The following is a 15,725-nucleotide window of genomic DNA, read 5'->3' on the forward strand; positions in this document are numbered from 1 at the left end:
CGACGCTCCAATCATGCCAGAAATGGCCGCCTGCCACCCCATTGCCAACCGCTTGAACGGAAAAATTCGGCTGCATAGCGAGTTTTGCAAGAGGCTCAATGGTGCGAATGAAGACCCCGAAAGACCATACCGTAAGCGGTGAGCTGCGAGCACCTCTGATACAGGCTTTCCGCGACTCACCGGCGGCTTCCAAACCGGCTTTGCGGCAAACCCCGGCGATGAACTGCCCTCGAAGACCACGACACGATGGCCTGCGCGCGGCCCTCATGTGAGGACGAAGTCGAGACTGCTCAGCGTGAGGCCCGCGGCGAGGCTGGCGATCTGCACGGGGCCGGCGCCGGCGTTGCCGTTGGCGTCGTAGTAGAGCGCGCCGCTGGTGCTGTCGTAGATGAGGTAGTCGTCGGCGTCGGCGGCAGCGGTGAGGCCGGCACCGGAGCGGAACGAGGTGGCGGCCAGCGGGCCGTTCGGCAGCGAGCTGAAGATGGCGTTCTCTAGTTCGATCGTGTCGTCGAGGACGTTGAAGTCGTTGATCGTGTCGCGGTTGGTCGCGGCGTTGGGGAGCGTGTCGAAGCGGAAGATGTCGGCGCCGAGGCCGCCGCTGAGGGTGTCGTTGCCGTTGCCGCCGCTGAGGACGTTGGCGCTGGCATCGCCGCTGAGGGTGTCGGCGTAGGCCGAGCCGACGAGGTTCTCGATGCCGGTGAGGGTGTCGCTGCCGGAGCCGCCGGTGGCGGCGCCGCTGGCGAGGCTGGCGGTGACGCCGCTGCCGCTGACGCCGTAGAGGTAGCTGGCGGTGTCGTTGCCGCCGGCACCGTCGAGGGCGTTGGCGCCGGTTCCGGCGTAGAGGAGGTTGGCGAGGGCGTTGCCGCTCAGGCTGGCGGTGCCGGTGGCGAGGATGCGGCCGTTCTCGATGTGGGCGCCGAGGGTGTAGGCGGCGAGGTAGCTGAAGACCTGGTCGATGCCGCCGGTGGTGGGATTGGCGTTGCTCTCGCTGACGCTGTCGCCGGCGTGGTCGACGTAGTAGGAGTCGTTGCCGTCGCCGCCGCTCAGGCTGTCGGCACCGGTACCGCCCCAGAGGGTGTCGTTGCCGGCACCACCGTCGAGGGTGTCGTTGCCGGCACCGCCATTGAGGAAGTCGTTGCCTTGGGCGCCGTTGAGGCGGTTGGCGTTGGCGTCGCCGGTGAGGGTGTCGTCGTAGGTGGAGCCGGTGAGGTTCTCGATTCCGGCGAGGGTGTCGCTGCCCGAGCCGCCGGTGGCTTGGGCACCGGCAAGGGCGAGGCTGACGCTGACGCCGCTGCTGGCGCCATAGAGGTAGCTGACGGTGTCGTTGCCGCCGGCGCCGTCGAGGAGGTTGTTGCCGGTGCCGGCGTCGAGGAGGTTGTCGAGGGCGTTGCCGGTGAGGTTGGCGGCGCCGGCGGTGAGGATGCGGCCGTTCTCGATGTGGGCGCCGAGGGTGTAGGCGGCGAGGTAGCTGAGGACCTGGTCGGTGCCGCCGGTTGCCGGGTTGGCATTGGTCTCGCTGACGCTGTCGCCGGCGTCGTCGAGGTAGTAGAAGTCGGAGCCGTCACCGCCGACCAGGCTGTCGGCACCGCTGCCGCCCCAGAGGCGGTCGTTGCCGGCGCCGCCGTCGAGGGTGTCGTTGCCGGCGCCACCGTTGAGGAAGTCGTTGCCTTGCGCGCCACTCAGGCGGTTGGCGTTGGCGTCGCCGGTGAGGGTGTCGTCGTAGGTGGAGCCGGTGAGGTTCTCGATGCCGGCGAGGGTGTCGCTGCCGGAGCCGCCGGTCGCCTGCGCGCCGGCAAGGGCGAGGCTGACGCTGACGCCGCTGCCGCTGACGGCGTAGAGGTAGCTGACGGTGTCGTTGCCGCCGGCGCCGTCGAGGAGGTTGGCGCCGGTGCCGGCGTCGAGGAGGTTGTCGAGGGCGTTGCCGGTGAGGTTGGCGGCGCCGGTGGCGAGGATGCGGCCGTTCTCGATGTGGGTGCCGAGGGTGTAGGCGGCGGCGTAACTGAAGACCTGGTCGGTGCCGCCGGTGGCGGGGTTGGCGTTGGTCTCGTTGACGCTGTCGCCGGCGTCATCGACGTAGTAGGAGTCGGAGCCGTCGCCACCGATCAGGCTGTCAGCGCCGCTGCCGCCCCAGAGGCGGTCGTTGCCGGCGCCGCCGTCGAGGGTGTCATCGCCGGCGTCGCCATTTAGGAAGTCGTTGCCCTCCGCACCGTCGAGACGGTTGGCGCTTCCGTCGCCGCGCAGGGTGTCGTCCCAGGTTGAGCCGCCGAGGTTCTCGATGCTGATCAGGGTGTCGCTGCCGGAGCCGCCGGTGGCCTGCGCCCCAGCGATGGCGAGGCTGACGCTGACGCCGCTGGCGGCATCGGCGTAGCTGGCGGTGTCGCTGCCCGCGCTGCCGGAAAGGGTGTCGTTGCCGGCACCACCGGCGAGTGTGTCGTTGCCGTTGCCGCCTTCGAGGCGGTTGGCGTTGCCGTCGCCGGCGAGGCTGTCGTCCTGGTTGGAGCCGATGAGGTGCTCGATCGACATGAGGGTGTCACTGCCGGAGCCACCGGTCGCCTGCGCGCCGGCAAGGGCCAAGCTGATGCTGACGCCGCTGCTGGCGCCGTAGAGGTAGCTGACGGTGTCGTTGCCGCCGGCGCCGTCGAGGAGGTTGTGGCCGCTGCTGGCGTAGAGCAGGTTGTCGAGGGCGTTGCCGGTGAGGTTCGCTGCGCCGCTGGCAAGAATGCGGCCGTTCTCGACGTGCGCCGTGAGGGTGTAGGTGGAGAGGTAGCTGTAGACCTGGTCGATGCCGCCGGACGCGGGGTTGGCGTTGGTTTCGGTGACGTTGTCACCGGCGTGGTCGACGTAGTAGAGGTCGGAGCCGTCGCCGCCGAGCAGGCTGTCGGCACCGCTGCCGCCCCAGAGCAGGTCGTCGCCATCGCCACCCAGAATCGTGTCGGCACCGGCGCCGCCGTCCAGCACATTGTCGTCGTTGCTGCCGTACAGGGTGTTGCCAAGACTGTTGCCGGCGCCGCGCACCGCTCCCGGAAGCAACTCCAGGTTCTCGAGGTGGGCTGTCAGCGTGTAGGCGTCCAGTTGGCTGCGAACGGTGTCGCTGCCACCGATCGCCAGGTCGGCATTGGTCTCCACGACGACATCGCCCAAGTGGTCGACGGCGTAGAGGTCGGAACCGTTGCCGCCGCTCATGCTGTCGGCGCCGGTGCCGCCAATCAGTGTGTCGTCGCCGTCGCCGCCGCGCAGCTGATCGTCACCGCCGTCACCTTCCAGTTGGTCGCTGCCGGAGCCACCGTCGAGGGTGTCGTTGCCGGAGCCACCAGAGACGAAGTCGTCACCGTCTTCGCCCTCGATGAGGTCGCTGCCACCCCAGCCGGCCAGGTGGTCGTTGCCTCCGCCACCGAGAATCGAGTCGTCGCCGTCGAGGCCATTCACGGCATTGTCTCTTGCGTCACCGATCACGGTGTCGTTGCCGTTGGTGGCATTGACCCCTTCGATATCAACCAGCTGGTCGAGACCGATATCGGCGCCAGAGGCGGTCCCCGCATCGAGGTCGACAACGATCGACTGGACTGCTTCCTTGAAGTAGATCGAGTCCCAGCCCTCGCCACCGTCCATCAGGTCATTGCCTGCGCCACCGTCGAGGTGGTCGTTTCCGGGGCCACCGAGCAGTGCATCGACCCCTCCCCGCCCATCAAGGATGTCGTCGCCGGCGCCGCCTTGGAGCAGGTCATCGCCATTGCCCGCGCCCAGTACGTCGTGGTCTGGCGTGCCGACCAGCCTGAGGCCGACCTCATCGTGGATCAGGAGCTGCGCGGCAGCACTGCGGCCGTTGAACACGGCGTAAGTCTGGCCGCTGTGGCTCACCGTACCGGCATTGATCCAGTCGGCTGCGTGGGACAACGCGAGCAGGTCGCCACGGTTGCCGAGCACGAGCAACTGGTGGCGTTGCTCGGGGCTGGCGCCGCCGGCCCCTCCGCCAGCCAGGTCGTAACTGCCATCAAGCCATCCGCTGGCGTTGTTGAAGTGGTTCATGCCGGCCATGTCGAGGACGTCGCCCACGGACAGCCGCAGGGTGTTGCTGCCACTGCCCGTGAGGTCGATGCGTTCGATCGATTCGATTCGCGACTGGCTGCCGGGCGTGCTCGCGCCCGGGTTGGCGATTGCGCTGAGGTCGAAGGAGAGGCCGCTGCCGGCGAGCGCGATCGTGTCGAGACCCGTGCCGCCGTCGATGCGCGCGAGTTGGCCATCGGTGACGCCACTCGCGAGCGCCGCGAGGTTGCTGGCGTTGAGGACGAAGGTGTCGTCGCCGGCGCCGCCATAAAGCACATCCGCGCCGCCGTTGCCGGTCAGCGTGTCGTTGCCGGCGCCGGCGACCAGCGTTTCGGCCACCGAGGAGCCGTTCAGCGCGTCGGCACCGGCAGTGCCGAACTGGTCGACGGCGCTCGGGGCGAAGGCGCCGCCGGTGCTGCCGAAGATGACATAACTTCGCCCGCTTTCGATACCGGTCGGTGAGGCCGCGTGACGGGCGCCGACGATCAGGTCGGCGAGGCCGTCGCCGTTGACGTCGCCTGCGGCGGCCACACTGTAGCCGCTCCAGTCCCCCGGGGATTGCCCATTGATGACGAATCCGCCGACACCGTTGGCGATACTGGAGAGGTCTACCGAAGTGCCGTCGGTCTTGCCGAAGACGACATGGCTGCGGCCCGCGTCGGTCGCACTCGAAGGATCGGACAGCCTGGCGCCGACGAGGAGATCGGCCAGCCCATCGCCGTTGAGGTCGCCAGCCGAAGCCACGCTCGAACCGCTCTGGTCTCCTGTCGACTGGCCATGGATGACGAAGCCGCCCGTTCCGGCGGCGACTGCCGACAGTTGCACGGCGGCGGCTTCGGTCTTGCCGAAGACGACGTAGCTGCGGCCAGCATCCGCACCGCTGGCCGGGTCGGCGAGACGAGCGCTGATGAGGAGGTCCGCCAGACCATCACCATTGACGTCGCCGGCGCCGGCAACGCCGTACCCGCAAAGATCGCCCGCGCTCTCGCCATCGATCACGAAACCACCATTGCCCGCGGCGATCGCCGAGGCGTGGATGGCACTGCTGAACGTCCTGCCGAAAACGACATAGCCCCGTCCTGCATCAAGGCCACTCGCGTGGTCGCTCGAGAACGCTCCGACGATGATGTCTGCCAGTCCATCGCCGTTCACGTCGCCGGCACCGGCAACGCTGTTGCCGCTGAATTCCTGCGCGGCGGCACCTTCGAAGACGAATCCGCCCTGGCCAAGGATGACCGCATCGAGATCGACCGGAGCCGTATCGGACTTGCCGAAGACGACGTAGCTGCGGCCTGCATCCACACCACTCGCCGGGTCGCCGAGAAGCGCGCCAATGATCAGATCGGCCAGCCCGTCACCGTTGACATCCCCGACAGCGGCAATGCTGTAGCCGCTTTGATCGCCCGAGCCTTGGCCATCGATGGCAAAGCCGCCGTTCCCGGACCCAATCGCCGACAGGTCGACACGGCTGCCGTCGCTCTTGCCGAAGACGACGTAGGTCCGCCCGGAGTCCGGTGCACCCGGACGGTCGCTGCCCATCGCGCTGACGATGAGATCGGCAAGGCCGTCGCCATTGAAGTCGCCTCCCCCGGCGACGTCGAAACCGCTGCGATCGTCGGCGCACGCACCCACGATCACGAATCCGCCACTGCCGGCGTCGATTGCCGTCAGATCGACGGCACCCTGGTCGGATTTGCCGAAGACGACGTAGCTGCGCCCGGCGGCGTTGCCCGCGGGCGGATCGCTCCACGGCGCGCCGACGATCAGGTCGGCAAACCCGTCGCCGTTGACGTCGCCGGCCGCGGCGACGCTGCGGCCGGCATTGTCATCGGCACACTGGCCGTTGATCACGAATCCGCCAATGCCGGTGGCGATGTTGGAAAGCTCGATCTGAGGCCGCACGGCAATCGTCCGCGCGACGCTGGTGTCGATCAGCAATTGCGCGGCGCTGCCCTGCGCGTTGTAGATGGCGTAGTCGTGGCCGGCGTGACTGGCCGTGCCGGCAGTCGTCCATAGGCCGGCGGCGATGACGACATCGCCCGTGTCACCGTCGATGACGAGTTGGTGCCTCGGCACGCTGGCGCCGACGCCGGCCCAGCCGTTCCCGTCGTGGAACCGGTTCATGTCCGACATGTCGAGAACGTCACCGACCGAGAGCGCCAGCGTGTTGTGGCCGCTGCCCGTGAGGTCGATCCGTTCGATCGACTCGATTCGCGACTGGCTGCCGGGCGTGCTCGCGCCCTGGTTGGCGATCGCGGTGAGGTCGAAGGAGAGGCCGCTGCCGGCGAGCGCGATCGTATCGAGACCCGTGCCGCCGTCGATGCGCGCGAGTTGGCCATCGGTGACGCCACTCGCGAGCGCCGCGAGGTTGCTGGCGTTGAGGACGAAGCTATCGTCGCCGGCGCCGCCATAAAGCACATCCGCGCCGCCGTTGCCGGTCAGCGTGTCGTTGCCGGCCCCCGCGACGAGCGTTTCGGCCACCGGTGAGCCGTTCAGCGCGTCGGCACCGGCAGTGCCGAACTGGTCGACGGCGCTCGGGGCGAAGGAGCCCGTGGTGCTGCCGAAGATGACGTAGCTGCGGCCAGCGTCAGTGCCGCTGGCGGGGTCGCTGGCTTTCGCCCCAACGATCAGGTCCGCCAAGCCATCGCCGTTGATGTCGCCGGCACCCGCAGCACTGAAGCCGCTGCGATCGTCGGGTTGCTGCCCGTTGATGGCAAAGCCACCGCTGCCATTGGCGATTGCCGAGAGGTCGATGGCGCTACCATCAGTCTTGCCGAAGACGACATAGCTGCGCCCGGAATTGCCGCCCGCAGCGGCATCGCCAAAAGGCGCCCCGATGAGCAGGTCGGCAAGGCCGTCGCCGTTGAGGTCGCCAATACCCGCAACGCTGACGCCGCTATAGTCGTTCGCGCTTTGTCCGTTGATCACGAAGCCACCGCTACCCTGCGCGACCGCCGACAGGTCGACAGAACCGGTGCCTGTCTTGCCGAAGACAACATAGCTGCGCCCGGCCCAGTCGCCGGCAGCCGGGTCGCCGTTGGGCGCGCCGACCACCACATCGGCCAACCCGTCGCCGTTGACGTCGCCGGCGGCAGACACGCTCTGGCCACTCCAGTCACCACCGCTCTGACCGTTGATGGCGAAGCCTCCTGTGCCATCGGCGATCGCCGAAAGGTCGATCGTGCCGCTGCTGGTCTTGCCAAGAACGATGTAACTGCGCCCGCTGTCACCGCCCGTCGCCGAGTGGTCACCAAGGAACGCGCCGACGATGAGATCGGCCAGGCCGTCACCATTGACGTCGCCCGCGCCTGACACGCTGGCGCCACTGAAGTCGAGCACTGCCTGTCCATTGATCAGAAAGCCACCGTTGCCTCCTTCGATCGCATCGAGTTCGACGGCAAACCCGGTGGTCTTGCCGAAGACGATGTAGCTGCGCCCGGCATCTGGAGCGCCAGCAGGGTCACCGTGGTGTGCACCGACGATCAGATCGGCCAACCCGTCGCCGTTGACATCCCCAGCTCCAGCGACGCTGCGGCCGCTCTGGTCATCTGCACTTTGTCCATTGATGACGAAACCGCCATTGCCACCGGCAATTGCTGAAAGGTCGATCGCGCCACCATCCGTCTTGCCGAAAACGACGTAGCTGCGCCCGGCACTTGCGCCACCAGGAGGGTCGCTCCGATATGCGCCGACAACGAGATCGGCCAGACCGTCGCCGTTGACGTCGCCAGCAGCGCCGACGCTGAAACCGCTGCGATCGTAGAGACTCTGGCCGTTCACCGCGAAGCCGCCACTGCCAGCAGCAACGGCCTTGAGGTTGATGGCACCCGTGCCGGTGTGGCCGAAGACGACATAGCTTCGACCAGAAGGACCCATCCACGGTGCGCCGACGATCACATCATCGAGCCCGTCGCCGTTGACGTCGCCGGCGCCAGACACGCTGTGACCGCTGTAGTCAAGCGGAAATTCGCCATCGATGACGAAACCGCCGTCGCCCGCGGCGATGTCGGAGAGCTCGATTGGTGGTCGGAAGTTCACCGAGAGGACATTGGGTGTCGGGTCGAGGTCGGCGCCGCCGTTGGCGGTACCGCCGTCGTCCTGCAGTTGGAAGGTGAAACTCGTGTGGCCGCTGCCACCGTCGTTGCCAACAGGGCTAAAGACGAACTGGCCGGCGGTGAGGTCGGTGACCGCGATCGACTGGCCGGCAGTGACGGGAACACCGGCGAGCGTCAGGCTGCCGGCGCCGGGCAGCGTGCTGATGCGCACGGCCTGGAGCCCGTTGGCAGGGGTGTCGGCTGCGTCGCTGAAACCGAAGTCGGCCGCGGAGAAGATGCAGGTGTTGTCTTCGCGCGTGCTGACGGTCTTGTCGGTGCCCGACGGGGCGTCGTTGACCGGCGCCACGTCGATCGTGATGAGGTTCGGTGTCGGGTCGAGGTCGGCGCCGCCGTGGGCGGTGCCGCCGTCGTCCTGGACCTGGAAGGTGAAGCTGGCGTAAGCGTTGCCGCTGGCGTCGGCGGCCGGGGTGAAGGCGAGCTGGCCGGCGGCGAGGTCGGCGAGCGCGATCGACTGGCCGGCGGTGACAGCTACACCCGAGACGGTCAGGCTGCCGGCAGCTGGCAGCGTTGCGATGCGGATGGCGAGCAGGCCGTCGGGCGGAAGGTCGCTGGGATCGGTGAGCGGGAAGTCCGCGACGCCGAAGGTGTAAGCGGCGTCTTCGGCGACGAGCACGATGCGGTCGCTGCCGGACGGGGCGGAGTGGAAAGAGTCGCTGAAGATATCCGCTGAATAAGTGTCAGCGGTGAACGGATTGGCCAGGCTCACAACGTTGTCCAGATGGCTGACGACGTGCGGGCTGTCGCCGCCCCCCGAGGGGTCACCCCAAGCAACAATCGAGCCGTCTGTACGCAGCGCGGCAAAGGCACGGTTTGTCGAAAAGACGTGCGCGACGCCGATCACTCCGTCGAGCTGCCCGGCAACGACGCCGCTGTCGCCCCCGAAGCCGGGATCGCCCCAGCTGATGACCGAGCCGTCGGCCCGCAGTGCGGCAAAGGCGCCATCGGTGGACAACACCTGGCGGACGTCGATACTCCCGTCGAGCTGCGGCGCAACCCCGCTGCTGTCGCCGCCGGACGAGGACGAACCCCAAGTGACGACGGATCCGTCGGCGCGCAGCGCGGCGAAGGCGCTGTTCGTCGCCGAGACCTGCACGACGTCGATCGTCCCGTCGATCTGTCCGGCGACCGGAGTGCTGTCGCCGCCGGACGAGGATGCACCCCAGGTGACCAGCGAGCCGTCAGCCCGCAGGGCAGCGAACGCGCTCGCACTGGAAAAGACTTCGACGACGTCGATCGTTCCGTCAACCTGGGCGGGGTCGACCGGGCCATCCCCACCGTACGACGATGATCCCCAGATGACCAGTGAGCCGTCGCTGCGCAGCGCCGCAAAGGCGCCCCCGGTGGCATACACCCGCACAACGCCGATCGTCCCATCCAAGAGTGGTGCGACGGGGCTGCTGTCGCCGCCGTACACCGGCCATCCCCAAGTGACGACGGATCCGTCAGCACGCAACGCGGCAAAGGCCTCGCTGGTGGCACAGATCCGAACGACATCGATCGTCCCATCGAGGTGGGCAGCGACGGCGCTGCTGTCACCGCCATAGGGCGGATGGCCCCAGGTGACGACCGAACCGTCACCACGCAGGGCGGCGAAGGCGCCACCCGTCGAGGCAACGTCGACCACGTCGACCGCCTCGGTCGTGCCATCGAGCAGCGCTGCGACGGCACTCATGTCGCCACCTCGCGCTGCCTGACCCCAAGCAACGACCGAGCCATCGTTGTGCAGTGCCGCAAACGCGGTGCTCGTCGAAAACACGCGCACGACGTCTTCTGTGCCATCGAGCTGACCGGCGACGGCGCTACTGTCGCCGCCGTACGAGGCATCGCCCCAGGTGACGACCGAACCGTCGACCCGCAGGGCAGCAAAGGCGTACCAGTTCGAAAACAACTGGCTGACGTTGATCGCCCCGCTGAGATGCGGGGCGACAGCACTGCTGTCGCCGCCGGACCCGGCGTCGCCCCAGGTGACCACCGAACCGTCGGCGCGCAGCGCAGCAAAGGCCCCGTCGTTGCGCCATTCACCGGCGCTGTGGCGGGGGAACAGGGTGGGTAGGCGCGCGACGGTGAGGCCGTAATTGACGGCCGTCACATCGACGGTGATGAGGTTCGGTGTCGGGTCGAGGTCGGCCCCGCCGTTGGCGGTGCCACCGTCGTCCTGGACCTGAAAGCTGAAACTGGCGTAAGCGTTGCCGCTGGCGTTGGCGGCCGGGGTGAAGACGAGCTGGCCGGCGGCGAGACCGGCAACGGAGATGGACTGCCCGGGCGTGACGGGAATGCCGGCGAGGGTCAGGCTTCCGGCAGCGGGCAAGGTACCGATGCGCACGGCGAGGAGCGCGTTGGCAGGTGTGTCGGCCGCGTCGCTGAAGCCGAAGTCGGCCGCGGAGAAGATGTAGGTGTTGTCTTCGCGCGTGCTGACGGTCTTGTCGGTGCCCGACGGGGCGTCGTTGACCGGCGTGACGTCGATCGTGATGAGGTTCGGTGTCGGGTCGAGGTCAGCGCCGCCGTGGGCGATGCCGCCGTCGTCCTGGACCTGGAAGCTGAAGCTGGCGTAAGCGTTGCCGCTGGCGTCGGTGGCCGGGGTGAAGACGAGGTGGCCGGCGGCGAGGTCGGCGACGGCGATCGACTGGCCAACGGTAACTGCGGCGCCCGAGACGGTCAGGCTGCCGGCAGCTGGCAGCGTTCCGCTGCGGATCGCGAGCAGGGCGTCGGGCGGAAGGTCGCTGGGATCGGTGAGCGGGAAGTCCGCGACGCCGAAGGTGTAAGCGGCGTCTTCGGTGACGGGCACGATGCGGTCGGTGCCGGACGGCGCATGGTGAGAGGATTCGTCAGCGTCGGCGGCTACGGACAGGTCGTCGGCAAACGGGGTCGCAATGCTGACGATGTCGATCCACGGGCTGCCGAGGGCGCTGAAGTTGCCGCCGTGCCACCAGTCTCCCCAAGCTACCACCGAGCCGTCGGCGCGCAGCGCGGCAAAGGCCCAGTCCGCCGAAAAGATCTGCGTGACGTCGATTGTTCCGTCGAGCTGCACTGCCACCGCGGAACTATCGCCACCACGCGACGAATCCCCCCAGGTAACGACCGAGCCATCGGCGCGCAGCGCGGCAAAGGCGTACCCCGTCGAAAACACCTGCACGACGTCGTTCGTCCCGTCGAGCTGCGCCGCGACCGCGGAACTGTTGCCGCCGGACGACGACGACCCCCAGGTGACCACCGATCCATCGGCGCGCAGGGCGGCGAAGGCGTACTCCGTCGAAGCCACCTGCACGACATCGATCGTCCCATCAAGCTGCGCCGCCACTGCGGAACTGTCGCCGCCGGACTGCCCCCAGGTGACGACGGAGCCGTCGGCGCGCAGCGCGGCAAACGCGTTTCGCGTCGAAAACACTTGCGTGGCGTCAATAGTCCCGTCAAGCTTTGCCGCCACCCGGGAACTGTTCCCGCCCTCGAACGAATCCCCCCAAGTGACGACCGAGCCGTCGGCGCGCAGCGCGGCAAAGGCGCGCCATGTCGAAAACACCTGTACGACGTCATTCGTCCCATCGACCTGCGCCGAAACCGCGGAGCTGTTGCCGCCGCCCGACGAATCCCCCCAGGTCACAACCGACCCGTCGGCGCGCAGCGCGGCAAAGGCCCAGTCCGTCGAGAACACCTGGGTGACGTCGATCGCGCCCTCGAGCTGCGCCGCGACCGCGGAGCTGTTGCCGCCGCGCGACGAATCCCCCCAGATGACCACCGAGCCGTCGGCGCGCAGCGCGGCAAAGGCGCCCCATGTCGAAAAAACCTGCGTGACGTCGATCGTCCCGTCGAGCTGCGCCGCGACCGCGGAACTATCGCCGCCGTACGATGGATCCCCCCAGATGACCACCGAGCCGTCGGCGCGCAGCGCGGCAAAGGCGGTCCCCGTCGAAAATACCTGCGTCACGTCGATCGTCCCGTCGAGCTGCGCTGCCACCGAGGAACTGTCACCGGCCGACGAATACCCCCAGGTGACGACCGAACCGTCGACACGCAGCGCGGCAAAGGCGTAGTCCGTCGAAAACACCCGCACGACGTCGATCGTCCCGTCGATCTGCGCCCCGAGGTAAGAACTGAAGCCACCCGCACTGCCCCAAGTGACCAGCGACCCGTCGGCACGCAGCGCGGCAAAGGCGGCCGAAGTCGAAAACACCTGCACGACGTCGATCGTCCCGTCGAGCTGCGCCGGCACCGCGTAATTGTTGTGCGACCACAGCGTAGCCCCCCAGGTGACTACCGACCCGTCGGCGCGCAGTGCGGCAAAGGCTCCCTCCGTCGAAGCCACCTGTACGACGTCGTTCGTCCCGTCGAGCTGCGCCGCGACCGCCGAACTGTCGGCGCCGTAGTTGGAATCCCCCCAGGTGACCACCGACCCGTCGGCGCGCAGCGCGGCAAAGGCGTAGTACGTCGAAAAGACCTGCGTCACGTCGATCGTCCCGTCGAGCTGTGGCGCCACCGCGGAGCTGTTGCCGCCGTAGTTGGAATCCCCCCAGGTGACCACCGAGCCGTCAGCGCGCAGCGCGGCAAACGCTCTTTCCGTCGAAAGCACGTGTGTAACGTCGATCGCACCGTTGAGCTGGGCCGCCACGCTGGAACTGCTGCCGCCGTACGACGAAAGCCCCCAAGTCACGACCGAGCCGTCGGCGCGCAGCGCGGCAAAGGCGTAGTCCGTCGAAAAGATCTGCGTGACGTCGACCGTGCCGTCGAGCTGTGGCGCCACCGCGGAGCTGTTGCCGCCGTAGTAGGAATCCCCCCAGGTGACCACCGATCCGTCGGCGCGCAGCGCGGCAAAGGCTCTTTCCGTCGAAAGCACGTGTGTAACGTCGATCGCACCGTTGAGCTGGGCCGCCACGCTGGAACTGCTGCCGCCGTACGACGAAAGCCCCCAAGTCACGACCGAGCCGTCAGCGCGCAGCGCGGCAAATGCGTACTTCGTCGAAAACACCTGCGTGACGTCGTTCGTCCCGTCGAGCTGCGCTGCCACAGCGGAACTGTTGCCACCGTACGACGAATCCCCCCAGGTGACCACCGAACGGTCGGCGCGCAGCGCCGCAAAGGCGCTACTCGTCGAAAACACCTGCACGACGTCGATCGTCCCGTCGAGCTGCGCCGCCACCGCGAGACTGTTGCCGCCGTACGACGAATCGCCCCAGGTGACCACCGAGCCGTCGGCGCGCAGCGCGGCAAATGCGCGCTCCGTCGAAAACACCTGAACGACGTCGTTCATCCCGTCGAGCTGCGCCGCGACCGCGAGACTGTTGCCGCCGTACGACGACACGCCCCAGGTGACCACCGAGCCATCGGCACGCAGCGCGGCAAAGGCGTACTGCGTGGAAAACACCTCCAACACGTCGACCGTCCCGTCGAGCCGCACCGCCACCGCGGAACTATCGCCCCCGTACACCGGAACCCCCCAAGTCACCACCGACCCGTCCGCACGGATCGCGGCAAACGCATCGTCGTTCCGCCACGCGCCCGAGCTATGCCCCGGAAAAACCACCGCCACCCGCTCGGTCACCAACACGTCATCGGCAAACGGATCCGCCACCCCGACGACATCCCGCAGCCGGTCCGCGACCGCACTGCTGTCACCCCCCGCAGCCGCATCGCCCCAGGTGACCAGCGAGCCATCCGCCCGCCGCGCGGCAAAGGCGTTGTTCGTCGAGAACACCTCCCGGACATCGAGAGTCCCGTCGAGCTTGGCCGCAACCGTCGAGCTGTCGCCGCCGGAGGCTGCCGATCCCCAGGTCACGACCGAGCCATCGGCGCGCAGCGCGGCAAAGGCGCCGTCGGTCGCGAACACTTCGGTCACATCGATCGTCCCGTCGAGCGCTCCCGCGACCGGCGAACTGTCGCCGCCCGACGACGAGTTCCCCCAGCTGACCACCGAGCCGTCGGCGCGCAGCGCGGCAAAGGCGCGCCCGGTCGAAAACACCTGCGTCACGTCGATCGTGCCGTCGAGCAGCGCGGCGACGGCGCTGCTGTCGCCGCCTTCCCCCGGACTCCCCCAGGTGACGACCGAGCCGTCGGCACGCAGCGCGGCAAAGGCATGCGAGGTCGAGAAGACCTGCACGACGTCGATCGTCCCGTCGATCTGCGCCGCGACCGCGCCGGCGTCAGCGCTGTAGGCGGGGGCTCCCCAGACCACCAGCGAACCGTCGCGGCGCAGCGCGACGAAGGCGCCGACGTTGGCAAAGACGCGCACGACGTCGATCGTCCCGTCGAGTTGCGCGGCGACGGTAGCGCTGTCGCCGCCATAGGTCGCCGATCCCCAGGTGACGACCGAGCCGTCGGCACGCAGCGCGGCGAAGGCCTCGCTCGTCGCCGCGACCTGCGTGACGGCGATCGTCCCGTCGAGCTGCGCGGCGACGCTGCTGCTGTCGCCGCCATGGCCGGAATAGCCCCAGGTGACGACCGAGCCGTCGGCACGACGCGCGGCAAAGGCGCCGGCGCTGGAGCACAGCTCGATCACATCGATCGTCCCGTCGAGCTGCGCCGCCACCGCGGAACGACTGCCGCCGTACACCGAGTGCCCCCAGGTGACGACCGAGCCGTCGGCGCGCAGCGCTGCGAAAGCGAGCTCCGTCGAAAACACCCGGGTGATGTCGATCGTGCCGTCGATCTGCGCTGCCACGGCCGAACTGTCGCCGCCCGACGAAGCATCGCCCCAGGTGACGACCGAGCCATCGGCGCGCAGTGCGGCAAAGGCGGACAGCGTCGAAAACACCTGCCGCACGTCGAGCGCGCCGCCGAGTTGCACCGCGAGCGCGGAACTGTCGCCACCGGAGGCGGCATCGCCCCAGGTGACGACCGAGCCGTCGGCGCGCAGCGCGGCGAAGGCCTTGGCGTTGCGCCATTCGCCGGGGCTGTGGTTGGGAAAGGAGAACGGCAGCCGGGCAATGGTCATGCCGAGCAGGCCGCGCCAGTCCGGCGCAGCCAGTGGTGGCGTGCGCACTTCGCCGACGTCGAGCCGCCAGGCGCCGCCGAGATCGGCGTGGCCGACGGGGGTCGAGGCGGCGGCGACCGGGGCGCCGAGGGCTGCGGCAAGCGCGTCGACGAAGGCGCGGCCGGCTGCGCCGTCGCCGACGGCACAGGCGTAGAGTTGCACATCGCCACCGGCAGCGAGCGCCCGGCCGATCGCCGCGAGATCCTCCGCGCGGCCGGCGAGCGAGCCGGCATCGACCGCGGCCGCACCGAGCAGGATCGCGCCCGGTCGACCGTGCGCGAGGAGGCGGATCGAGGCGAACTCGCTGCGCCCGTCAACGGCGGCGCGGAGCTGCCGCAGGCCGTCCTCCTGCGCACCGAGCAGCCGCCACTCGCTGTTCGTGGGCAGACTCGCGACGAGCGCCGGGCGATCGGCAACGCGGTGATCGATGAGGACCAGGGTTCGCTTCATTGCATTCCTCCGGGGTGTATCGGGTCATGGTGTGCTGGCCGACCCGGGCGCGGTGGGCGACGAAGCCCGCCGCCGGCGGGGTTCGCCGCGTGCGCGGGTCTGGCCGGGAATCTGCTGCGCGTGCCGCGGTCGCTGTCGGAGTGGCTGTGCGAGTG

Annotated in this window: 1 protein-coding gene; it reads right to left on the reverse strand. The window is 68.6% G+C overall.

All coding sequences use genetic code 11. From position 1 onward, the window contains the following. Positions 1–264: 264 nt before the first annotated feature. Positions 265–15,570: a DUF4347 domain-containing protein gene (locus V5B60_RS20630; protein WP_332349802.1), complete on the reverse strand. Its 15,306-nt coding sequence runs from the start codon at positions 15,568–15,570 to the stop codon at positions 265–267. Positions 15,571–15,725: the final 155 nt, after the last annotated feature.

It is taken from the genome of Accumulibacter sp. (genome assembly GCF_036625195.1).
In the GTDB taxonomy this organism is placed as follows: Bacteria; Pseudomonadota; Gammaproteobacteria; order Burkholderiales; family Rhodocyclaceae; genus Accumulibacter.